This window comes from Rathayibacter sp. AY1B6 (assembly GCF_002932755.1).
Lineage (GTDB): Bacteria > Actinomycetota > Actinomycetes > Actinomycetales > Microbacteriaceae > Rathayibacter.
In genome coordinates this window covers 69398-90965 of the sequence record NZ_PSWL01000013.1, presented here as the reverse complement: position 1 = coordinate 90965, position 21568 = coordinate 69398, and the positions used below count along the sequence as shown (strand labels likewise).

Genomic DNA, 21568 nt, shown 5'->3' with positions numbered 1-21568 from the left:
GACGGAGGCGCGCGCCCCTAGGATCGGAGCGTGACTGCTCACGATCTGCTCGCCGGGCTCCCCGCCCGCGACGTCCCGCCCAGCGAGGTCTCGCTCAGCGAGCTCCTGAGCGACTTCGTCTCGGTGACGCACCGGATCACCCGCCTCGCCGCCCAGGCGACCGGCAACCAGGAGTCGCAGGCCGTGTGGCGCACGCTCTCGGTGCTCCTCTCGATGGGACCGATGCGACTGGGGGAGCTCGCCTCCCAGAGCCGCGTCTCGCAGCCCACGATGACCAAGATCGTGAAGAACCTCGTCGAGACCGGCTGGCTCGACCGCATCGCCGATCCCCTCGACGCGCGCGCCTGGCAGATCCGCCTCGCTCCTGCCGGCGCGGACGCGCTGCACGCCTGGCGGACGGACCTCGGCGACGCGCTGACGCCGATCTTTGCCGATCTGACCCCGGAGGACCGCCGCGTCCTCGAGCGGGCCGTCGAGATCATGCACGAGCGCCTCGTCGTCGGCCCGCGCGACTGACCCCCCTCCCGCACGGTTCTGCTGCGCGGCACACTGGTCGCGTGCAGATGCGACTCGAGCTCGTCCCCCTCCCCGTCAGCGACGTCGACCGCGCGGTCGCCTTCTACACGGAGGTGATGGGCTTCCACCTCGACCACGACGTGCGGCCCTCCGCGGTGATGCGCGTGGTCCAGCTCACCCCGCCCGGCTCGGCCTGCTCGATCGTGGTCGGCAGCGGGATGGGGCCCGGTCCGGAGGAGGGCGTCGTCCGCTCGCTCCACCTCGTCGTCGACGACATCGCCGCCGCTCGCGCGGAGCTCGTCGACCGCTCGCTCGAGATCAGCGAGGTCCAGGACCTGGGCGGCGTGCAGTACGCGTACTTCGCCGATCCGGACGGCAACACCTGGGCGCTCCAGGAGATCGGGAGCAGGACGCCCCCGGAGTGAGTCAGTCCTCGGGCCAGCGGACCCGGGCGTCGACGTCGGGGTGCTTGCGCAGCCAGGCCGCGACGAAGGGGCAGCGCGGGACGACCGTGCCGCCCGCCTCCGTGATCGCGGTGACCGCGGCCCGCGCGAGGATGCTCCCGAGGCCGTGGCCCTCCCAGCCGTCGTCGACGACGGTGTGGGTGAGCACCACCTCGTCGCCCTGACGGGTGTACGCGGCGAAGCCGGCCGGCGTGCCGCCGACCTCGATCACGAAGCGGGACCGCTCGGGGACGTCGCGGACAGTGGGGGTGTCGGAGTCGCTCATGCTCCGATTCTCGCCCCCCGCGGCGCCGAGGTGCTGGTGCGGATCACCAGCGAGGCGGGGATCAGCGTGTGGCGGGCCGGGGGAGGGGGCTCGCCGCGGCCGAGGGCGGCCAGCGCGTCCAGCACCAGCGCGACCGCGAGCTCGCCCTGCTGGCGAGGGTCCTGGCGGATCGAGCTGAGACCGAAGAGCTCGGCGAGGGGGTGGTCGTCGATCCCGATGACGGAGACGTCCTCGGGCACCGAGAGGCCGAGCTCGCGCGCCGCGAGGATGATCCCGATCGCGATCTCGTCAGAGGCGGCGAAGATGGCCGTCGGCCGGGTCCGCGGATCGCCGAGGACCTGCCGTCCGGCGCTGTGCCCGCCGGGGATGTCGAAGGTCGTGGGCACGATGTCCTGCGCGCCGGGCTCGAGGCCGGCGGCCGCGAGCGCCTGACGGAAGCCGTCGCGGCGCTGCGTGTGGACGTGGAAGTCCATCTCCTCCTCCGCGAGCCCGCCGATGTGGACGACCCGCTCGTGGCCGAGGGAGAGGAGGTGCTCCGTGGCGAGGCGGGAGGCGGCGACGTCGTCGATGCTGAAGGTGGGGATGCCGGGGAGCTCGCCGCCGATGCCGACGATCGGCTTGCCCAGGGCGAGGAGCGCCTCCGTCTCGTGCGGCGAGATCTCGAGGGTCACGGCGACGATCGCGTCGACGCGCTTGCGGACGAGGTAGTACTCGAACACGCTCCGGCGGGCGTCGAGGTGCTTGTCGATGTTGTAGAGGAGCAGGTCGTAGCCGGCGGCGAGCAGGGCGCGCTCGATGCCCTCGATGATCCCGGCGAAGAACCACTGGTTGATGATCGGGATGATCACGGCGATGTTGTTGCTGCGGCCGGTGACGAGGCTGGACGCGTTGGCGGAGACGACGTAGCCCAGGCTCGTCGCGGCGCGCTCGACGCGCTGCTTCGTCCCCGCCGAGACGTAGCCCCGACCGCTGAGCGCGCGCGAGACCGTCGCCTTCGACACTCCTGCGAGCTCGGCCACCTCTTCGATGCCTGGCACGGCGTTCCTCCCGACCGTCCGGCGTCGATGCTGGAAACGGTTCCAGGAAGTTATACCCCGCCCGGCGGCCGGACGTCGCGCCGAGATCGATCTCCATCCGGCCCGGCCGCCGCGATCGCTGTTCTGACGCCGAATCGTTATCTCAGAGAGCGCTCTATCACCGGCGTTGTGCTTTCATCGTTCTTGTGGAAAGGTTTCCCTCCGTGGGAGCCCATCCACACGAATCCGGTGATCCGCTCGGAGTTCCTCCTGGCATCGCCATCACCAGCATCCGAGTCGTCGCGGCACACGCTTCGAGCCGCCACAGCCTCCCGATCCCCGATCGGCGAGGAGCGGCCTGCTCAGCTGGTTCCACCACTCAATGAGGAGGAAGAATGCGGTCATCCCTGCACCGCCGTATCACCGTCCCGGTCGCCGTTCTGGCAGCGGCCGGCATCGCTCTCGCGGGCTGCTCCAGCAGCAGTGACCCCAACGACCCGAACGCCGGCGGCGGCAGCTCGGCCGGCACGGTCGGCACCGCCGACGGCGTCGTCAACATCTACGGCACCATCAACGGCGACGAGGCCACCCTTCTCGAGCAGTCCTGGGCGGACTGGGAGAAGGAGAACGACATCGAGATCAAGTACACGGGCGACAAGGAGTTCGAGAAGCAGATCGGCATCAAGGTCCAGGGTGGCGACACCCCCGACCTCGCGATCTTCCCGCAGCCGGGTCTGCTCGCCGACACCGTCGCCTCGGGCAAGGTGCAGGAGCTCCCGGAGGGCGCCCTCGCCAACGTCAAGCAGAACTGGTCCGAGGACTGGCAGAAGTACGGCCAGGTCGACGGCACCCAGTACGGCGCGCCGCTGATGGCGTCCGTCAAGGGCTACATCTGGTACTCGCCGGCCAAGTTCAAGGAGTGGGGCGTCTCCGTTCCCACGACGTGGGACGAGATGGAGGCGCTCGGCAAGACGATCGCCGAGAAGACCGGCGGACCGTCCTGGTGCGCGGGCTTCAACTCCGGTGAGGCCTCCGGCTGGCCCGGAACCGACTGGATCGAGGACGCCGTCCTCCGCGAGGCCGGCCCCGACGTCTACGACTCCTGGGTCGCAGGCGACACCCCCTTCACCGACCCGGCCATCAAGTCCGCGTTCGACTCCGTCGGATCGATCCTCCTCGACCCGACCCTCGTCAACGCCGGCTACGGCGACGTGAAGTCGATCAACTCCACCGCCTTCGGCGACGTCGCCCAGAACATGGCGAACGGCACCTGCGCGCTGACCCACCAGGCCTCGTTCTTCGAGGGCTTCCTGACCTCGGCCGGCGCCAACGTGGCCGAGGACGGCGACGTGTGGGCCTTCCTCACCCCGCCGGTCAAGGCCGACGACGCCCAGGCCGTCACGGGTGGTGGCGAGATGGTCGCCGCCTTCTCGAACGACGCCGACACCGCGAAGGTCCAGGAGTACCTGGCCAGCGCCGACTGGGCCAACAGCCGCGTCTCCCTCGGAGGCGTCATCTCCGCCAACACCGGTCTCGACCCGGCCAACGCGGGCAGCGACGTCCTGAAGGACTCCATCGCGATCCTCCAGAACCCGGACACCACGTTCCGCTTCGACGCGTCCGACCTCATGCCGAAGGCAGTGGGCTCGGACAGCTTCTTCAAGGGCATGGTCGACTGGATCGACGGCACGAGCACCGACCAGGCGCTCGAGGAGATCCAGGCCGGCTACACCTCCTAACAGCGGAGCAGAGCCGCCGCTCCCGAGTGGCGGCTCAGCTGTGACGGCCCGGTCCCCGGATCCACGGATCCCGGGGCCGGGCCCCTCCTGAGTCCAGAGTCGCACTCGAAAGGGCGTCCATGTCCCCCATCACCATCTCGGGGTTCTTCCAGTGGCTGGCGGGAATCCCGCCGCTCGCGCAGATCCCGCTCATCCTCCTGGCCTTCGCGGCCGTGGTGGCACTCATCCTCTTCTTCGTCGAGATCGCGCCCCGCCGCGGCACCGGCTACACGATCCTCCGGCTCGCGGTCACGGTCGTCCTGCCGGTCGTCCTCCTGCTGGTCTTCGGCCTCTACAACTCGGTCCTCTGGGTCGCGGTGGTGGCCGCCGTCATCGGCGGTGCGCTGTTCCTGCTCGACTTCCGATCCCGCAAAGGCGCGGGCTACGGACTCCAGCTCATCGCTTTCATGGCACCGGCCGCGTTCTTCATCCTGATCGGCCTGATCTACCCGACGATCACGACCGCCTTCAACGCATTCATGAAGAACGACGGCTCCGGATTCGCCGGCATCGACAACTTCGTCTGGGTCTTCACCAGCCCCGACGGCATCACCGCCTTCCTCAACACGGTGGTCTGGGTGCTCCTGGCCCCCATCACGGCGACCGCCATCGGCCTCGCCTACGCGGTCTTCATCGACAAGAGCCGCGGCGAGAAGTTCTTCAAGCTGCTGGTCTTCATGCCGATGGCGATCTCGTTCGTCGGCGCGTCGATCATCTTCAAGTTCTTCTACGACGTCCGCCAGGGCGAGCAGATCGGCCTCCTCAACGGGATCCTCACCGCCTTCGGCGCCCCGCCGGTCGACTGGCTGGGACTCGAGCCGTGGAACACGCTGTTCCTCGTCGTCGTCCTCATCTGGACCCAGGCCGGATTCGCCATGACGGTGCTCTCCGCCGCGATCAAGGGCGTCCCCTCCGAGCAGCTCGAAGCGGCCTCGCTCGACGGCACCAGCGCGTGGCAGTCCTTCTGGAACGTCACCGTGCCCGGCATCCGCTCCTCGATCGTGGTCGTCCTCACGACGATCTCGATCGCGTCGCTGAAGGTCTTCGACATCGTCTCGGCGATGACCGGCGGCCGCTCCGACACCACGGTCCTCGCGTTCGAGATGGTCCGCCAGTTCCAGCTCGGCGCCCGCAGCGGCTACAGCGCGGCCCTCGCGGTCATCCTGTTCCTGCTCGTGCTCCCGATCGTCGTCTACAACGCCCGCCAGCTCGCCAAGCAGAGGGAGATCCGATGAGCGTCACGCCCACTCCGATCCAGGTTCCGGTCGACCGCAGCACCGAGCGCGCGCTCGCCCGCGGAGAGTCGAGGATCGAGGCGGCCAGCGGGAAGGTCAAGAAGGCGACGACGTCGCGCGGTGCCACGCTCGCCGCGCTGATCATCGCCGTCATCTGGACCGTCCCGACCCTCGGGCTGTTCATCTCGTCGTTCCGCCCCGCCAACGACATCAAGACGACCGGCTGGTGGACGATCTTCGCCAACCCCGGCTTCACCCTCGACAACTACGCGAACGCGCTCGACTCGGGCGACAGCCTGACGCTGGGCAAGGCGTTCGTGAACTCGCTGGTCATCACGCTGCCCGCGGCGCTGATCCCGATCACGATCGCCAGCCTCGCGGCCTACGCGTTCGCCTGGATCGACTTCAAGGGCCGCAACACGCTCTTCGTCCTCGTGTTCTCGCTCCAGATCGTCCCCATCCAGATGGCGCTCGTGCCGCTGCTGCAGCTGTTCTCGGACGGCCTGCGCATCGGAGGGCTCTACATCCTCCCCGGCCTCGGGGTGAACGGATTGGACGGCTCGTACGCGAAGGTGTGGATCGCGCACACGATCTTCGCGCTCCCACTCGCGATCTTCATGCTGCACAACTTCATCTCGGAGATCCCCGGCGAGGTCATCGAAGCGGCCCGCGTGGACGGAGCCGGCCACGGCCAGATCTTCTTCCGCATCGTCCTCCCGCTCTCGGTCCCGGCGATCGCCTCCTTCGGCATCTTCCAGTTCCTCTGGGTCTGGAACGACCTGCTCGTCGCGACGGTCTTCACCTCCGGACAGGGGCTCCCGATCACGAAGGCGCTGCAGGACCTCACCGGCTCCTACGGCCAGTCGTGGGAGCTGCTCACGGCCGGCGCGTTCATCTCGATCATCGTGCCGCTCATCGTGTTCTTCTCCCTCCAGAGGTTCTTCGTCCGCGGCCTCCTCGCCGGCGCCACCAAGGGCTGACGACCCGCGGGGGTGCCGTGGGCGGCGTTGTCGTCGTCGGCGGTAGCTCCGCTACAGCTCTCCTCCTCCGCCTTGCCCACGACACCCCCGCGGGCCGTCAGCACTGCTCGTCGGGGGAGGGGGGGCACGAACGAAGGCCCGGGTCCTGCTGCGCAGGACCCGGGCCTTCGTCGTGCGGTGGCGCCGGGGGCGGCCACCAGGGGCACGGCGCCGGAGGCGGCCATCGGGGGAGTGGCGCCTGCGGCGGCTACCAGGGGCACGGCGCCGGGGCGGCCATCGGGGGAGTGGCGCCTGCGGCGGCCACCAAGGGCACAGCGCCTGCGGCGGCCGCCTTGCGCGGGGGCCGGACAGTCGCGCGGCGACGCATCGAGATCGGGCGGATTGGGTGGTGGTCGAGTGGCCGCGTGGCGGAGAGGTGACCGGCGCGGTCGATCGGCTGGGGACGGCGCGGGGGACGCGGGGCGGGTTTGCACGACTTCGCCGTGGGCGGAAGGACGAGAGCGGGACGGCGGGCGGGGCTAGGGTCGAGCCGTGAGCAGGATGGGTGACGTCGCGGCAGGCGGCGGGATGCGCGGAGGGGCGCGCGGCGGGAGGATCTCGAGCAGCGATCCGGACAGCCAGCGGGAGATCAACGCGGCGGCTCCGAAGGTCGACGACCTGCTCCGGCGCATCGCGGGGCTCTTCCGCGACCACCGCCCCAAGCTCACGCTCACCGTGATCCTCGTGCTCGTCGGCGCCGCCCTCACGGTGGTGCCCCCGCTCCTCACCCAGCTGGCCTTCGACCGCGGGCTCTTCCCGCCCGGCGGACGCCCGAACCTCCCCGTACTGCTCGAGCTGGTCGGCGTCATGGTGCTGGTCTGGGCGTTCTCGGCGATCCTCGGCGTCTGGCAGACCTACCTCACCGCGACCGTCGGCAACACGGTCATGGGAGAGCTGCGCATCCGCCTCTTCCGCCACCTGCAGGCGATGGAGCTCGGCTTCTTCACCCGCACCCGCACCGGCGTCATCCAGTCGCGCCTCGCCAACGACGTCGGCGGCGTGGCCAACGTGCTCACGAACACCGTCTCGAGCGTGCTCGGCAACACCGTCACCGTGATCGCGGCCGTCGTCGCGATGCTCCTGCTCTCGTGGCAGATGACGATCGTCGCCCTCGTCCTCACACCGGTGCTCGTCGTGGCCCAGCGCCGCGTCGGCCAGGTGAGGGCGCGCATCGCGACGAAGACGCAGGAGTCGCTGTCCGAGATGACCGCGATCACCCAGGAGACCCTCAGCGTCTCGGGCATCCTCCTGGCCAAGAGCTTCGGCCGCCAGGAGTCGGAGGTGACGCGCTACGCCGACGAGAACGGCCGGCAGATCGAGCTCCAGGTGCGGCAGCAGATGTCCGGCCAGTGGTTCTTCGCAATGGTGCAGATCTTCCTCTCCGTCATCCCCGTGATCGTGTACCTCGTGGCCGCCTGGCTGATCCTCGGCGGCACCACCGTGACCGCCGGGACCGTCGTGGCCTTCACCACCGTGCAGGCGCGCCTGATGTGGCCGCTCCTGGGCCTGATGCGCGTCGCGCTCGACCTGCAGACGGCCGGAGCGCTGTTCGCCCGCATCTTCGAGTACCTCGACCTGCGCCCGGCGATCACCGACCGGGCGGATGCACGCGAGGTCTCGGGCGAGCTCGGCCGGGTCGAGCTCGACGACGTGGTGTTCCGCTACCCCGACCAGGCGGAGGACGCGCGCCCGACGCTCGACCACGTCTCGGTCGCGATCGAGCCGGGCCAGTTCGTCGCCTTCGTCGGTCCCTCGGGCGCGGGCAAGACCACCATCTCCTACCTCGTCCCGCGCCTGTACGACGTGGCCGGGGGAGCGGTGCGCTTCGCCGGCACCGACGTGCGCGAGCTGCGGCAGGAGTCGCTCGTCTCGCACATCGGCATCGTCAGCCAGGAGACCTACCTCTTCCACGCGACGATCGGCGACAACCTCCGCTACGCCCGCCCGGACGCGACGCAGGAGGAGCTGGAGGCGGCCGCGCGCGCCGCGAACATCCACGCGACGATCACGTCGTTCCCCGACGGCTACGACACCCTGGTCGGCGAGCGAGGCTACCGGCTCTCCGGAGGCGAGAAGCAGCGGCTCGCGATCGCCCGCGTCCTGCTGAAGGACCCGGCGGTGCTCATCCTCGACGAGGCGACCAGCGCCCTCGACACCGTCTCGGAGCGGATCGTGCAGACCGCACTCGACGACGCCGCCCGCGGCCGCACCACCATCGCCATCGCCCACCGGCTCTCGACCATCGTGTCGGCCGACGTCATCCACGTGGTGGAGGGTGGCCGGATCGTCGAGTCGGGCACCCACCGCGAGCTGCTCGGCCTCGGCGGCCTCTACGCCTCGCTCTACGCGCAGCAGACGGAGTCGGCCCTCCAGGGCTGAGTCGCGGCTGCGGCCGCGCGGCCGACCGCAGCCGACACGGAGTCGGCGCAGAACGTCAGCGGAGAGCACCCGCCCTTTCTCGACGGCGGAGGGGCACGGCTCTCAGCTGACGATGTGCGCGGCGCGCGCGCTCAGGCGGCGGGACGGTCCGCGAGCATCTGCTCCATCAGCGAGATCTCGGCCTCCTGGGCCTTCACGACGGAGGAGGCGAAGTCGGTGGCGACCGTCACGCGGCTCCGGGCGAGCAGCGCCTCGGCCATGTCGATCGCACCGCGGTGGTGGGCGATCATCAGCTCGAGGAACATCCGGTCGAAGTCGCGGCCGGACGCGCTGCTGAGGGCGGTGATCTGGTCCGGTGTCGCGAGACCGGGCATGCTCGCGGGCACGACGCCGTCCTCGGTCCCCATCCCCATCGACGAGTGCTCGTCGGCGGCTCCGGCCAGGGTCGGCCGGCCCATCCAGGTCATCGACGGCTCCGGAGCGGCCTGCGGCAGGCCCCACGAGTTCAGCCAGCCGAAGAGCTGCCCGGCCTGCTGCTGCTGGGTGAGCAGGATGTCCTTCGAGACGGTGAGGACCTCGTCGTCGGCACTGCGCTCGCGGGCGATCATCGCCAGCTCGGCGCCCTGCAGGTGGTGCACCTGCATGTCGCGCGCGAAGCCCGCCTCGGCGCTGGCGCTCGAGGGCGTCGCGGCGGAGGCGAACGGGGCGAGCGCGCCGAAGAGGTAGCCGCCGGCCGCCCCGAGGAGGAGCGCGACCACGGCGACCGCGGCGACGAGGATCCGGCCCCTACTGCTTGCCGGGCGCATCGATCCCTCCGGTGCAGGGGGCGCCGGGCTCCGGAGCGCTCGAGGACTGCCAGAAGCGCTCGACGAAGGCGTCGATGCGCGGGTCCTCGGGCGAGTCGATCGCGACCTGGGCGTCCCAGGCGCTCAGCACGATGGGCGACTCGAGACCCTCGTAGGGCGAGACGACGGAGTAGGTGTCGGGCATCGCGGCGATCAGCGCGTCGACCTCGCTCTGCGGGAGCGCGGGGTCGTACGTGGCCCAGACGGCGCCGTGCTCGAGGTCGTGCACCGCGTTCTCGTTCGGGACGGGCTTGTCGTAGACGCCGCAGTTCATCCACACGGCGTTGTGCGGGCCGCCCGCCGGCGGGGTCTGCGGGTAGTCGACGGCGCCGGCGACGTGGGTGGCGTCGTTGTCGAAGGTCTGCAGGCCGTCGATCTGGCGGGCCTCGACGATCTGCTGGTTGCCGAAGACGGTGACCGCGACGATCCCGCCGACCGCGAGCACGGCCAGGGCCGACAGCGACCAGATCCAGATGCGGGAGCCGCGCTTGCGGCGGTCCTGCTCGCGCTTGTAGGTCTCGAGCTTCTCCTGTCGGGCGCGGTTCTTGGCGGACAGCGTGTCTTTGGGCACGGCGGCGTCTCTCGTTCTGAGGGCGGAAGGCGCCTGTAGCGGGCGCAGGCGCCTGAGAGGCGCTCTCAGAGGATAACGAGCGAGGCTTCGGATCGGATCAATGCGCGGTCAGGGGATCTCGATGCGCCCGCGGGGCGGGCTGCTCGATCAGCGGAGGGCGGGTCGGGCCGCTCCCTCTGCGGAGGAGGGAGGCCGCGGAGGAGTGGGATCCCGCGCCGCCGCTCCGACGCTCGGCCGCGCCGCCGCTGCTCAGGGGGCGAAGGTGAGCCAGAGCAGCAGGCCGTTCAGGACGATGAGGAAGACGGCGGCCAGCGCGGCGGCGAGGGTGGTGAACCAGCGGTTCGTCTGGTCGCCCATCAGGCGGCGGTCGCGGGTCAGGATCACGAGCGGCACGAGCGCGAAGGGGATGCCGAACGACAGGACCACCTGGCTGAGCACCAGCGCTCGCGTCGGATCGAAGCCGATCGCGAGCACCAGCAGCGCGGGGATCAGGGTCACGAGCCGACGCGCGACGAGCGGCACCCGCACCTGGAGCAGCCCGTGCATGATCTCCGCGCCGGCGTAGGCGCCGACCGAGGTCGAGGCGAGGCCGGAGGCGAGCAGGCCGACGGCGAACAGGGTCGCGACCACCGGCCCGAGCGCCGCCCCGATGGCCGCGTGGGCGCCCTCGAGGCTGTCCGTCCCGGCGACTCCGGCCAGGGAGTGCGCGGCGAGGAGCAGGATCGCGAGGTTCACGGTGCCGGCGATGGCGAGCGCGATCGTCACGTCGATCCGGGTGGCGACCAGGATCCTCCGCCGCGCGCCGACGCCCTCGACGTGGCCGAAGCGGTCGCGCGCGAGCGCGGAGTGGGCGTAGATCGCATGGGGCATGACGGTCGCGCCGAGGATCGAGGCGGCGAGCAGCACCGACTCCGAGCCCTCGAAGCGCGGCACGAGACCGGCGACGGTCGCGCCCGCGTCCGGCGGATCGACGACCACGCCGACCGTGAAGCCGACGGCGATCAGCACCATCAGCGCCGTGATCACCCGCTCGAACGGCTGCGCCCCGCCCCGCGTCTGCACGAGCAGCAGCACCAGCGAGACCGCGCCGGTGACCACGCCGCCGACCAGCAGCGGCAGTCCGAACAGCAGGTTCAGCGCGATCGCGCCGCCGATCACCTCGGCCAGGTCGGTCGCCATCGCGACCGTCTCGGCCTGCAGCCAGTAGGCCCGGCGGCCCCAGCGGCCGCGCAGGCGGTCGCCGAGCAGCTCCGGGAGGCTGCGGCCGGTCATCAGGCCGAGCTTCGCCGAGAGGTACTGGATGAGCCAGGCCATCAGGTTGCCGAGCACCACCACCCAGACCAGGAGGTAGCCGAACCGGGCTCCGGCCGTCATGTTGCTGGCGACGTTGCCCGGGTCGAGGTAGGCGACTCCGGCGACCAGCGCCGGGCCGAGCAGGCGGAGGAGGTGGATGTCGGCCGGACGCCGCGGCGGTGCGGCGATCGGTGAGGTCATTCGGGGTCCGTTCCGGGTCGACGGCGGCGCTCGCGAACCCCCACGATAGGGCACCGGCGCGACCGGCGGCACTCCCCTCCCGGGAGAGCTCCCTGGGCCTCCGCTCACCACCGTCACACGCCCGGAGCCGGTTGCTACGCTGGCGGGATGAGCCTGGATCGCGCACTTCCCGCACGCCCGGAGACCGGGATGGCGTACGCCGATTCGGTCCTCGACCTCATCGGCGACACCCCGCTGGTGAAGCTGGGCCCCGTCGCGGCGGACGTGCAGGCGACCGTGCTGGTGAAGGTCGAGTACCTGAACCCCGGCGGCTCGTCGAAGGACCGCATCGCGACTCGCATCATCGACGCCGCCGAGCGCGACGGGCTGCTGAAGCCCGGCGGCACCATCGTGGAGCCGACCAGCGGCAACACCGGCATCGGCCTCGCCCTCGTCGCGCAGCAGCGCGGCTACCGCTGCGTGTTCGTGCTGCCGGACAAGGTCGGCGAGGACAAGCGCAACGTCCTCACCGCCTACGGGGCCGAGATCGTCGTGACGCCGACGGCCGTCGCTCCGGAGGATCCCGCCTCCTACTACTCCGTCTCGGACCGGCTCGCCCGCGAGATCCCCGGCGCCTTCAAGCCCAACCAGTACGCGAACCTCAACGGCCCGCTCAGCCACTACGAGACCACGGGCCCGGAGATCTGGCGCGACACCGCCGGCCGGCTCACCCACTTCGTCGCGGGAGTCGGCACGGGAGGCACCATCAGCGGAGTCGGCCGCTACCTCAAGGAGGTGTCGGAGGGCCGCGTGCAGATCGTCGGCGCCGACCCCGAGGGCTCCGTCTACTCCGGCGGCGGCGGTCGCCCGTACCTCACCGAGGGCGTCGGCGAGGACTTCTGGCCGAGCGCGTACGACCCGAGCGTGGTCGACCGGATCATCGCCTCCAGCGACGCCGAGTCGTTCGCGATGACCCGCCGCCTCGCCCGCGAGGAGGGACTGCTCGTCGGCGGATCGAGCGGGCTCGCCGTCTCCGTCGCGCTCAAGGCCGCGGCCGGTCTCGGGCCGGACGACGTGGTCGTCGTGCTGCTGCCGGACGGCGGGCGCGGCTACCTCGGCAAGATCTTCAACGATCGCTGGATGCGCTCCTACGGCTTCCTCGAGATGCGCGACGAGGGCACCGTCCGCGACGTGCTCCGCGCCCGGGCGGCGAGCGGGCAGGCGGACCTCCCGGCGCTCGTGCACGCTCACCCGACCGACACGATCCGCGACGCGATCGGCATCATGACCGAGTACGGCGTCTCGCAGCTGCCGGTGCTGACCGCCGAGCCGCCCGTCGTGATGGGCGAGGTCGTCGGAGCCGTCGACGAGCGCGAGCTGCTCGACCGCGTCTTCGCGGGATCCGCCTCGATGAACGACCCGCTCGGCGACTGCGTGGGCGACGCGCTCGCGCTGATCGGGCTCGGCGAGAGCATCACCGCCGCCCGCGCCGCGCTCACTGAGCACAGCGCCCTCCTCGTCACCGACGAGGGCAAGCCCGTCGCGGTGATCACCCGACAGGACCTCCTCACCTACGCCACGGCCTGACGGCCGCCGCCTCCGCACCTCCGACCCAGGGAGCCCCCACCATGCCCAAGAAGCAGCACTTCGACACCCGCGCCATCCACGCCGGCCAGGAGTTCGATCCGACCACCGGCGCGGTCGTGCCGCCCGTCTACATGACCTCCACGTTCGTCCAGGACGGCATCGGCGGGCTCCGGGGCGGCTACGAGTACGCCCGTTCGGCGAACCCGACGCGCGACTCGCTCCAGGAGCTCATCGCGTCGCTCGAGGGTGCCGACGTCGCCTACTCCTTCTCCTCCGGCCTCGCCGCCGAGGACACCCTGCTGCGCGCCGCTCTCGCGCCCGGCGACCACGTCGTCCTGGGCAACGACGCGTACGGCGGCAGTCACCGCCTGATCGACCGGGTGCACAGCGCCTGGGGCGTGCGCAACACGGCCGTCGACATGTCGAACCTCCGCGAGGTGCAGCGGGCGATCGTCCCCGGCGAGACGAAGATGCTCTGGGTCGAGACCCCGTCCAACCCGCTGATGACCATCAGCGACATCGCCGAGCTCGCCGACCTGGCCCACGCGCACGACCTGATCGTCGTCGTCGACAACACCTTCGCCTCCTCCGCCCTGCAGCAGCCGCTGGCCCTCGGTGCCGACGTGGTCGTGCACTCGACCACGAAGTACCTCGGGGGCCACTCGGACGTCGTCGGCGGCGCACTCGCCCTGCGCTCGGGTCCGCTGGCCGAGAAGATCGCGTTCCTGCAGTTCGCGGTCGGTGCGATCTCGGGCCCGATGGACGCGTGGCTCACGGTCCGCGGCATCAAGACCCTCGGGGTGCGGATGGAGCGCCACTCGATCAACGCGCAGGCGGTCGCCGAGTTCCTCGTCGAGCACCCGGCGGTGACGGCGGTGCACTACCCGGGCCTGCCCTCGCACCCCGGCCACGAGCTGGCGAAGCGCCAGATGTCGCGGTTCGGCGGGATGCTCTCGCTCGAGCTCGCGACGCCGCGCGCCGCCCGGAAGTTCGCCGAGTCGACCGAGCTGTTCCAGCTCGCCGAGTCGCTGGGCGGTGTCGAGTCGCTGATCGGCTACCCGAGCGAGATGACGCACGCGTCGGTCAAGGGCACGCCGCTCGAGGTCTCGGAGTCGCTGGTGCGGCTCTCGGTGGGTCTCGAGGACTCGTCCGACCTGATCGCGGACCTGTCGGCGGCGCTGCCGAAGAAATAGGGCGCGAACGCCGCCCCGCGGGGCGGTATCTCGATGGTGCGCCCGATCCTGCCACTGCGAGGATCGGGCGCATGACCTCTCCGCGCCGCTTCGTCGACCTCAGCCACACCGTCTCCGACGGGCTGGTGACCTACCCGGGCCTGCCCTCGCCGCGCATCCGGCCGCATCTCACCCGGGAGGCGTCCCGCGCGTCCTACGCGCCCGGCACCGAGTTCGCGATGGACGTCATCGAGATGATCGGCAACACGGGCACCTACCTCGACAGCCCGTTCCACCGCTACGAGGGCGGAGCCGACCTCGCCGCGCTCCGCCTCGAGACCCTGGTCGATCTGCCGGCGGTCGTGATCGACGCGTCCGGCGCCTCCGAACGGGGCATCGGGGCGGACGCGGTCGCGGGGCTCGACGTCCGCGGCGCCGCCGTCCTCCTCCGCACCGGCTGGGACGTGCACTTCGCCACGCCCGGGTACGGCACCGGCGCCCCCTTCCTCAGCGGCGCGGCGGCGGAGGCGCTCGTCGCCGGCGGCGCGGCGCTGGTCGGCATCGACTCGGTCAACATCGACGACACGGAGTCGGGCGGATCGCGGCCCGCGCACTCGGCCCTCCTCGCCGCGGGAGTGCACGTCGTCGAGCACCTCACCGGCCTGGACGGTCTGCCCGCGACAGGGGCGCGCTTCACCGCCGTGCCGCCGAAGGTGCGGAGCTTCGGGACCTTCCCGGTGCGGGCCTTCGCGGTCGTCGACGAGCCCTGACCGGCGCAGGGCGCCCGGGAGCGTCCGGCTAACCTGGACCGATGCATCCCGCTCTCGCCGCCGTCGGCCGGCGCGTCCGGCCCCGTACGCGCCTCGCGGCGCTGGGCCGCCGCGTCCGCCCCCGCACGCGGCTGCGCTCCGCGGCCCGGGTCGTCCGCACCGCCCCGCAACGACTCTCGGAGCGCCGCGCCGCCGTGATCGCCGCCCGGCCGATCGACCACCCCTCGCCCGCGCTCCGGCGCCAGCTGCTGCTGCTCGCGCTGGCCAACCGCTTCTCCCGCCGCTCCGCGGTCGATCCGGCGGGCGAGGTCGTGGTGACGATGACCACGCACGGCGAGCGGCTGCAGCGGGTCCACGTGGCGCTCGAGTCGATCGCCCGCGGCGACGCCCGGCCCGCGCGCCTGGTGCTCTGGCTCGACGACCCGGCCCTGCACGCCGACCTGCCCGCGCCGCTGCGCCGCCTCCGCCGCCGCGGCGTCGAGATCCGCCTGGTCGACGGCTACCGCGTGCACACGAAGTACTACCCGCACCTGCTCTCGGGCCGGGCGGGGGAGCGCGACCTCGTCACCTCGGACGACGACATCGTGTACCCGCGCACCTGGCTGAAGGGCCTGCTCGGCGCCCGCTCGCGCTATCCCCGCGAGACCGTGCTCTGCTACCGCGCCCACCGGGTGGGGATCGTCGACGGCGCGGTCGCTCCGTACACGAGCTGGACCCCGGTCGCGGACACGCGCGCATCGTCCGACGTCTTCGGCACCTCCGTCTCCGGGCAGCTGCTGCCCGCCCCGCTCCTCGGCGAGATCGCCGCTCACGGGGACGCGTTCCGCGAGATCGCCCCGGACGCCGACGACATCTGGCTGCACGTGCGAGCCGTCGACGCCGGCTACCGGATCGCGCAGATCGAGCCCCGCGCCCAGCTGTTCCCGTTCGTGCCGCGCACCCAGCAGTCCGGGCTCTACCTCGTCAACTACTGGGACGGCGGCAACGACCGCCAGGCCCGCGCGGCCTACACGCCCGAGGTGACGGCGCGGATCGCGGCCGACGCCTCCGCGCGAGGGGAGATGCCCTGATGCGCCTGCTGTTCGTGAGCAACCTCTACCCGCCGCAGGTGCTCGGCGGGTACGAGATGACCTGTGCGCGCGTCGCGGAGGCGATGGCCGCCCGCGACCACACCGTGCGGGTGCTGACCACGCCGACGTACCTGCCGCCGGAGCCCTCCGGCGTCGAGGTGCACCGCACGCTGAGCCTGCGCACCTACTTCCCGCTGCCGCAGACGGGCGGCGAGATCGCTCAGCTGATGCACCACGAGAGCGCCGTCTCGCGATTCGAGAACACCCGCATCCTGCTCGAGGAGCTGCGGGACTTCGCACCGACCCACGTGGTGGCCTTCAACCTGCTCGGGATCGGCGGCCTCGCGCTGATCGACCTCCTGCGAGCGGTGGAGGCCCCGTGGATGTGGAACCTCGGCGACCGCATCCCGAACGCCCTGGTCGACGGGCTGCCGGAGCGCGTGCTCCGCGTCTACGGCGCCCAGGCCCCCGACCACTTCGACCGCGGCGAGATCGTCGCTGTCAGCCGCTCGCTCGTCGACGCGATCGAGGCCGGCGGGCTGAGCCTGGGCGAGGTCGAGGTGATCGGACGCGGAGTGTCCGTTCCCCCCGACACCGCCGAGCCGCGGCGCTACCGCGAGGGCGGGACGACCCGGTTCACCTTCGCCGCGTCGCTCGGCGAGCACAAGGGTGTCGGGCTGGTACTGGAGGCGGCGGCGTCTCTCGCGGAGGAGACCCGCGACTTCCGCGTGGACCTCTACGGCGAGGGAGACGTGGACGGCTGGCGTGCGCGGGCGCACGAGGCGGGCCTGGCCGGCCTCGTCGAGTTCCACGGAGCGACTCCGCACGCCGAGGTGCTCGCGGCGCACGGCCGGGCCGACGCGTTCCTCTTCCCGACCTGGGCCGGAGAGGCGTTCGGCGTCGCGCCGGTCGAGGCCGCCGCGGCGGGCGCCGTGCCGATCGTGACGGCGGCCAGCGGAGTCGCGGAGTTCCTCATCGACGGGGTCGACTGCATCAAGATCACCCGCTCCGCCCCGGCGCTCCTCGAGGCGATGCGGGACGTGGTCAGCGGGGCGGTGGACCTCGAGGCGCTCGGCCGCCGCGGTCGGGAGGCGGCACGCGGCCCGCTCTCCTTCGAGCGCTCCGTCGAGCTGATCGAGGCCTCGCTCGAGCGCCGCTCCCGGCCGGGCCTCGCCGACCGCCTCGCCGACACCACCCTCGAGGCCGACATCATGGACAAGGATCTGCGGGCGATGGACGTGCTCCACCGCCGCTTCTCCGGACGGGACCACGACGATGACCAGTGACCACGACTTCCTCCAGGACCCGGGCTCCGCGCCCACCCGGTTCGGCCGCGGCGGCGCCGTGCTCCGCGACGCGGTGCACCGTCTGGTCGCCCCCTGGTTCGAGCAGGCGCGGCTGCGCACGGAGGAGCTGCGCGCCGAGACGGCGGCCCTGCGCGACGAGGTGGCCGGGCTCCGCGGCGAGCTGAGCGCGGTGCAGGGCGACGTCTCCGTGCTGCGGGACGAGTCGGCGGGCCTCCGGGCGGCGCTGGACGAGCTCAGCGCGTCGATCGCGGCCGAGCGCGTCTCGTCCGAGGCGGCGGGTGCGGCGGCCGCCGAGCAGGCCGCGGACGCGGCAGCGGCTCTCGACGAACGTGTCCGCGGGACCGAGCTCGAGCTGCGCGCGGTCACCCGGCGCGTCGCGGAGGCGCTCGACCGCTGAGGCGGCGAGGCCCGGTACCGGCGGCGATCAGGCGGGGACCGCCGTCCGCGCGAGCAGCTCGGCGATGCGCCCGGTGCAGCCGCCGCAGCCCGTGCCGGCGCGGGTCGCCCGCCCGACGCAGGCGACCGTCCCGTGCCCCGCGGCAGCCGCATCCGTGATCACCGCCGCCGTCACACCGTTGCACCAGCAGACCGTGGCATCGGGGGCGAACGGATCGCCGGTCGCGGCGGCACCCGCATCGGGGGCGTCCAGACGCAGCAGGCTCGTCCGGTCCGCCGGCAGCTCCGAGCCCCGCTCGAAGAGGAGGCTGAGCTCGGCGCCGACCCGGGGCAGACCCACCGAGACGAACCCGCGCAGCACTCCTCCTGCGGTCACGAGCTTGGCGTAGCCGCCGCGGGCGGGGTCCGCCCACAGGGTCACCTCGAGGTGCTCCTCGCCCGGGCGGTGCGGGTCCCACGGCTCCGGGGCCACGTCGCCTCCTGCCACGAGGTCGACGCCCTCGGCCTTCAGCATCACGACCGCCGGTCGGGCGTCGGAGACGCGCTCCTCGGCGCAGCGGCCCTCCGCCTCCGCCCGGATCCGTGCCGCGAGCCGATCCGCCTGCTCCCATCCCGGACCGATCAGTCCGCTCGGTCCGCCGGGCACGCGGCCGTCGGGCAGGGCCGAGCCGCGGGAGGCGACGTGCGCGCAGTCTCCGATCGCGAAGACGTCCGGGTCGCTCCAGCTGCGCAGCTGCTCATCGACCAGGATCCCCGTCGAGACGGCGAGCTCCGCGCCCGCAGCCAGCTCGACCCGCGCACCGACACCGCACGAGAGCACCAGCAGATCCCCCTCGATCTGCTTGCCGTCAGCGCAGACGAGCGCCTGGAAGTGCGCACGGCCGCGGTCGTCGTGCGCGAGCAGGACGCTCTCGGACCGGGCGTGCGCCACCATCTCGACGCCGGCCGCGCGGGCGGCCGCGGCGAGCATCCGGCCCCCGCCCGTGTCGAGATTGCGGGCCATCGGGATGTCCCCGTGGAAGACGACCACCACCTCCGCGCCCTGCTCCGCGGCGGCGAGGGCGAACTCGATACCGAGCACTCCCGCCCCGAGCACGACGAGGCGAGCGCCGGAGCGCACGGCCTCGCGGACCACCCGGGCGTCGGCCAGGTCGCGCAGCGCCACCACCTGCTCCGGGAGGGGCCGGGAGCCCGTGTCGAGCGAGCCCGGATCGGCGGCGCGCACCGTCCGTTCGCGTCGGGCCCGCTCCATCCCGGCGAGGGTCGGCACGTTCGCGCGGGCACCGGTCGCCAGGACGAGGCGATCGTAAGGCAGCCGCTCACCGTCGTGCAGCCGCACGACGTTCCGCGCGCGATCGATCCCCACGACGGCCGCTCCCAGGCGCAGGACGACGCCCGCCGCCTCCGCCGCCGTCCGGTCGCCGAGGTCGAGGCGCTCGCGCGTCGCCCGGCCGACGGCGTACTCCGCGAGCAGGACGCGGTTGTAGGGGTCGTCGCTCTCGGCGCCGACGACCGTCAGAGCGACCAGACCGGTCCGCACGGCCGGCAGCAGCTCCTCGACGAAGCGCGAGCCGACGGGTCCGTAGCCGATCAGGACGATCCGCTCGGGAGGTGTCTCAGGCATGTGCCGTCCCTTCCGCGCGGACCCAGACCCGCGTGCGCTTGAACTCGGGCATCGACGACACCGGGTCCACGACGGCCTCGGTGAGGAGGTTCGCGCACTGCTCACCCGCGTAGTGGAAGGGCAGGAACACCGTGTCGTGCCGGATGTCCGCGGTGACGCTCGCGCGGGCGCGGACCACGCCGCGCTCGTTCCCGATCGCCACAGGTGCTCCGTCGCGGACGCCGAGCCGGGAGGCGGTCGCCGGGTGGATCTCGAGCCGCGCCTCGGGGCGGGCCGCATCGAGCTCCGCGACCCGCCGGGTCTGGGTGCCCGACTGGTACTGCTGGAGGTAGCGGCCGGTCACCAGGGTCAGCTCCTCGCCGCGGTCCACGACGACGGGGACGGCGGGGATGACGGCGACCAGGCGCGCCCGGCCGTCGGGGTGCCCGAAGCGCTCCGCGAAGAGGCGCGGCGTCCCCGTGCCGCCCGCGGGGTAAGGCCAGTGGGCGGCGATCCCGGTGTCGAGCAGGGCGTGCGAGAGGCCGGAGTAGTCGGCCACGCCTCCCGCGGACGCGCGGGCCAGCTCGTCGAACACCTCCGAGGGGACCGTCGACCAGCGCGAGGGGGCGTCGAGACGGCGCGCCAGCTCGCTCATGATCCAGAGCTCGCTGCGCACTCCTGCCGGCGGGTCGATCGCCCGGCGGCGGCGGAGCACCCGGCCCTCGAGCGAGGTCATCGTGCCCTCCTCCTCCGCCCACTGCGGCACCGGGAGCACCACATCGGCCAGCGCGGCGGTCTCGGAGAGGAAGAAGTCGCAGACGACCAGCGTGTCCAGGGCTTCGAGCCCGGCGCGGACGGCGTCGGCGTCCGGGGCCGAGACGACCACGTTGGAGCCGTGCACCAGCAGGCAGTGCACGGAGCGTCCGAGTTCGGCGAGCAGGGCGGTGGCGGGCAGCCCCGGGCCCGGGATCGATTCGGGCGTCACGTCCCAGACGGCGGCGACGTGGCGCCGCGCCTCCGGATCGCGGATGGAGCGGTACCCCGGGAGCTGATCGGCCTTCTGGCCGTGCTCGCGTCCGCCCTGGCCGTTGCCCTGACCGGTGAGCGTGCCGTACCCCGACCCCTCGCGGCCCACCAGGCCGAGCACGAGAGCGAGGTTGATCGCGGCGGTCGCGGTGTCGGTGCCGTCGATGTGCTGCTCGACCCCGCGGCCGGTCAGCACGAACGACCGCCCCTCGGCGAGCCGGCGCGCGAGGGAGCGGAGGAGCGAGGTCGGCACGCCCGTGACCGCGGAGGTGCGCTCCGGCCACCACGCCGAGACGCTGCGGCGCACCGCCTCGGCGCCGGTCGTGCGCGCGGCGAGGTAGGCGGTGTCGGCGAGGCCCTCGGCGAAGACCAGGTGGGTCAGCCCGAGCAGGAGCGGCAGATCCGTCCCGGGGGCGGGCTGCAGATGCGTGCCGGCGCCGTCCTCCGTCAGCCGGGCGGTGGCCGAGCGGCGCGGGTCGACGACCACCAGGCCGCCCCGCGAGCGGGCACCGGCGAAGTGGGCGAGCAGCGGCGGCATCGTCGCCGCGACGTTCGAGCCCAGGAGCAGGATCGTGTCGGCGTCGTCGAGGTCGGACACCGGGAACGGCAGTCCGCGATCGACGCCGAAGGCGCGGTTGCCGGCCGCCGCGGCTGAGGACATGCAGAAGCGGCCGTTGTAGTCGATCCGGGAGGTGCCGAGAGCGATCCGAGCGAACTTCCCGAGCTGGTAGGCCTTCTCATTGGTGAGGCCCCCGCCGCCGAAGACGGCCACCGCGTCGGCGCCGTGCCGCGCCCGGACGCCGCGCACCGCTCCGGCGACCGCGTCGAGCGCCTCCTCCCACGACGCCTCCGCGAGGACGCCGTCGGCACCGCGCAGCAGCGGGGAGACCAGGCGCTGTCCGCTCGCCAGCAGCTCGGCGGAGGTCCAGCCCTTCGCGCAGAGCCCGCCCCGGTTCGTCGGGAACTCCCTCCCCTCGACCGCCACGGGTACGGGGCCCGTCGCGGGTGTCAGCGTCATCGCGCACTGCAGGGCGCAGTAGGGGCAGTGGGAATCGGTCGGGGCGGGGGCGCTCATC

General features: G+C 72.4%; 19 protein-coding genes. 12 read left to right on the top strand and 7 right to left on the bottom strand.

The genetic code is table 11. The features are described 5' to 3' along the window. The first annotated feature begins 30 nt into the window (after positions 1-30). Positions 31-516 (top strand): MarR family winged helix-turn-helix transcriptional regulator, encoded by a 486-nt coding sequence (locus tag C5D08_RS08955; protein WP_258065065.1) that lies wholly within the window; start codon positions 31-33, stop codon positions 514-516. A gap of 41 nt (positions 517-557) precedes the next feature. Further along, positions 558-941: a VOC family protein gene (locus tag C5D08_RS08950; protein ID WP_219812841.1), complete on the top strand. Its 384-nt coding sequence runs from the start codon at positions 558-560 to the stop codon at positions 939-941. 1 nt (position 942) lies between these two features. On the opposite strand, the gene C5D08_RS08945 is transcribed toward C5D08_RS08950, so the two are convergent. Beyond that, entirely contained in the window at positions 943-1245 is a 303-nt protein-coding gene (locus C5D08_RS08945) for a GNAT family N-acetyltransferase (RefSeq protein ID WP_104276740.1), read from the bottom strand. Continuing rightward, the gene (locus C5D08_RS08940) at positions 1242-2282 is read right to left on the bottom strand and encodes a LacI family DNA-binding transcriptional regulator (RefSeq protein ID WP_104224337.1); all 1041 of its coding nucleotides are present in this window, start codon (positions 2280-2282) and stop codon (positions 1242-1244) included. The genes C5D08_RS08945 and C5D08_RS08940 overlap by 4 nt, the downstream gene beginning before the upstream one ends. A 374-nt stretch (positions 2283-2656) precedes the next feature. Here C5D08_RS08940 and C5D08_RS08935 point away from each other — a divergent pair, with 374 nt between their 5' ends. From C5D08_RS08935 to C5D08_RS08920, 4 genes are all read left to right on the top strand, one after another. Then, positions 2657-4000: an ABC transporter substrate-binding protein gene (locus tag C5D08_RS08935; protein ID WP_104276739.1), complete on the top strand. Its 1344-nt coding sequence runs from the start codon at positions 2657-2659 to the stop codon at positions 3998-4000. Between the two features lie 119 nt (positions 4001-4119). Further along, positions 4120-5274 (top strand): carbohydrate ABC transporter permease, encoded by a 1155-nt coding sequence (locus tag C5D08_RS08930; protein ID WP_181110114.1) that lies wholly within the window; start codon positions 4120-4122, stop codon positions 5272-5274. Beyond that, complete coding sequence (locus C5D08_RS08925; RefSeq protein WP_104276738.1) at positions 5271-6254, top strand: carbohydrate ABC transporter permease; 984 nt, start codon at positions 5271-5273, stop codon at positions 6252-6254. The genes C5D08_RS08930 and C5D08_RS08925 overlap by 4 nt, the downstream gene beginning before the upstream one ends. Before the next feature lie 540 nt (positions 6255-6794). Further along, positions 6795-8672, top strand: coding sequence for an ABC transporter ATP-binding protein (locus C5D08_RS08920; RefSeq protein WP_104247708.1), 1878 nt, complete (start codon positions 6795-6797; stop codon positions 8670-8672). A 131-nt stretch (positions 8673-8803) separates the two neighbouring features. On the opposite strand, the gene C5D08_RS08915 is transcribed toward C5D08_RS08920, so the two are convergent. From C5D08_RS08915 to C5D08_RS08905, 3 genes are all read right to left on the bottom strand, one after another. Continuing rightward, a complete protein-coding gene (locus C5D08_RS08915; RefSeq protein WP_104276737.1) occupies positions 8804-9478 on the bottom strand; it encodes a DUF305 domain-containing protein in 675 nt (224 codons plus the stop codon). Then, positions 9459-10088, bottom strand: a complete 630-nt coding sequence (locus C5D08_RS08910) for a DUF3105 domain-containing protein (RefSeq protein ID WP_258067369.1) — start codon at positions 10086-10088, stop codon at positions 9459-9461. The genes C5D08_RS08915 and C5D08_RS08910 overlap by 20 nt, the downstream gene beginning before the upstream one ends. A 249-nt stretch (positions 10089-10337) precedes the next feature. Further along, the gene (locus C5D08_RS08905) at positions 10338-11582 is read right to left on the bottom strand and encodes an Nramp family divalent metal transporter (protein ID WP_104276736.1); all 1245 of its coding nucleotides are present in this window, start codon (positions 11580-11582) and stop codon (positions 10338-10340) included. Between the two features lie 189 nt (positions 11583-11771). Here C5D08_RS08905 and C5D08_RS08900 point away from each other — a divergent pair, with 189 nt between their 5' ends. The 6 genes from C5D08_RS08900 (at position 11772) to C5D08_RS08875 (ending at position 17864) form a co-directional block, all read left to right on the top strand. After that, entirely contained in the window at positions 11772-13148 is a 1377-nt protein-coding gene (locus C5D08_RS08900; RefSeq protein ID WP_104276735.1) for a cystathionine beta-synthase, read from the top strand. A gap of 41 nt (positions 13149-13189) precedes the next feature. Then, positions 13190-14341, top strand: a complete 1152-nt coding sequence (locus C5D08_RS08895; protein WP_104276734.1) for a cystathionine gamma-synthase — start codon at positions 13190-13192, stop codon at positions 14339-14341. 71 nt (positions 14342-14412) lie between these two features. Next, positions 14413-15090 (top strand): cyclase family protein, encoded by a 678-nt coding sequence (locus C5D08_RS08890; RefSeq protein WP_104276733.1) that lies wholly within the window; start codon positions 14413-14415, stop codon positions 15088-15090. A gap of 41 nt (positions 15091-15131) precedes the next feature. Beyond that, positions 15132-16160, top strand: a complete 1029-nt coding sequence (locus C5D08_RS08885) for a glycosyltransferase (RefSeq protein ID WP_104276732.1) — start codon at positions 15132-15134, stop codon at positions 16158-16160. Beyond that, positions 16160-17446 (top strand): glycosyltransferase, encoded by a 1287-nt coding sequence (locus tag C5D08_RS08880; RefSeq protein ID WP_104276731.1) that lies wholly within the window; start codon positions 16160-16162, stop codon positions 17444-17446. The genes C5D08_RS08885 and C5D08_RS08880 overlap by 1 nt, the downstream gene beginning before the upstream one ends. Continuing rightward, positions 17436-17864 carry a hypothetical protein gene (locus tag C5D08_RS08875; RefSeq protein ID WP_104276730.1) on the top strand — a complete coding sequence of 143 codons (429 nt, stop codon included), beginning with the start codon at positions 17436-17438 and terminating at the stop codon, positions 17862-17864. Before C5D08_RS08880 ends, C5D08_RS08875 begins: the two co-directional genes overlap by 11 nt. 27 nt (positions 17865-17891) lie before the next feature. On the opposite strand, the gene C5D08_RS08870 is transcribed toward C5D08_RS08875, so the two are convergent. Further along, on the bottom strand, positions 17892-19487 hold the full coding sequence (locus tag C5D08_RS08870) for an NAD(P)/FAD-dependent oxidoreductase (RefSeq protein WP_104276729.1): 1596 nt from the start codon (positions 19485-19487) through the stop codon (positions 17892-17894). After that, the gene (locus tag C5D08_RS08865) at positions 19480-21567 is read right to left on the bottom strand and encodes a molybdopterin oxidoreductase family protein (RefSeq protein WP_104276728.1); all 2088 of its coding nucleotides are present in this window, start codon (positions 21565-21567) and stop codon (positions 19480-19482) included. The genes C5D08_RS08870 and C5D08_RS08865 overlap by 8 nt, the downstream gene beginning before the upstream one ends. Position 21568: the final 1 nt, after the last annotated feature.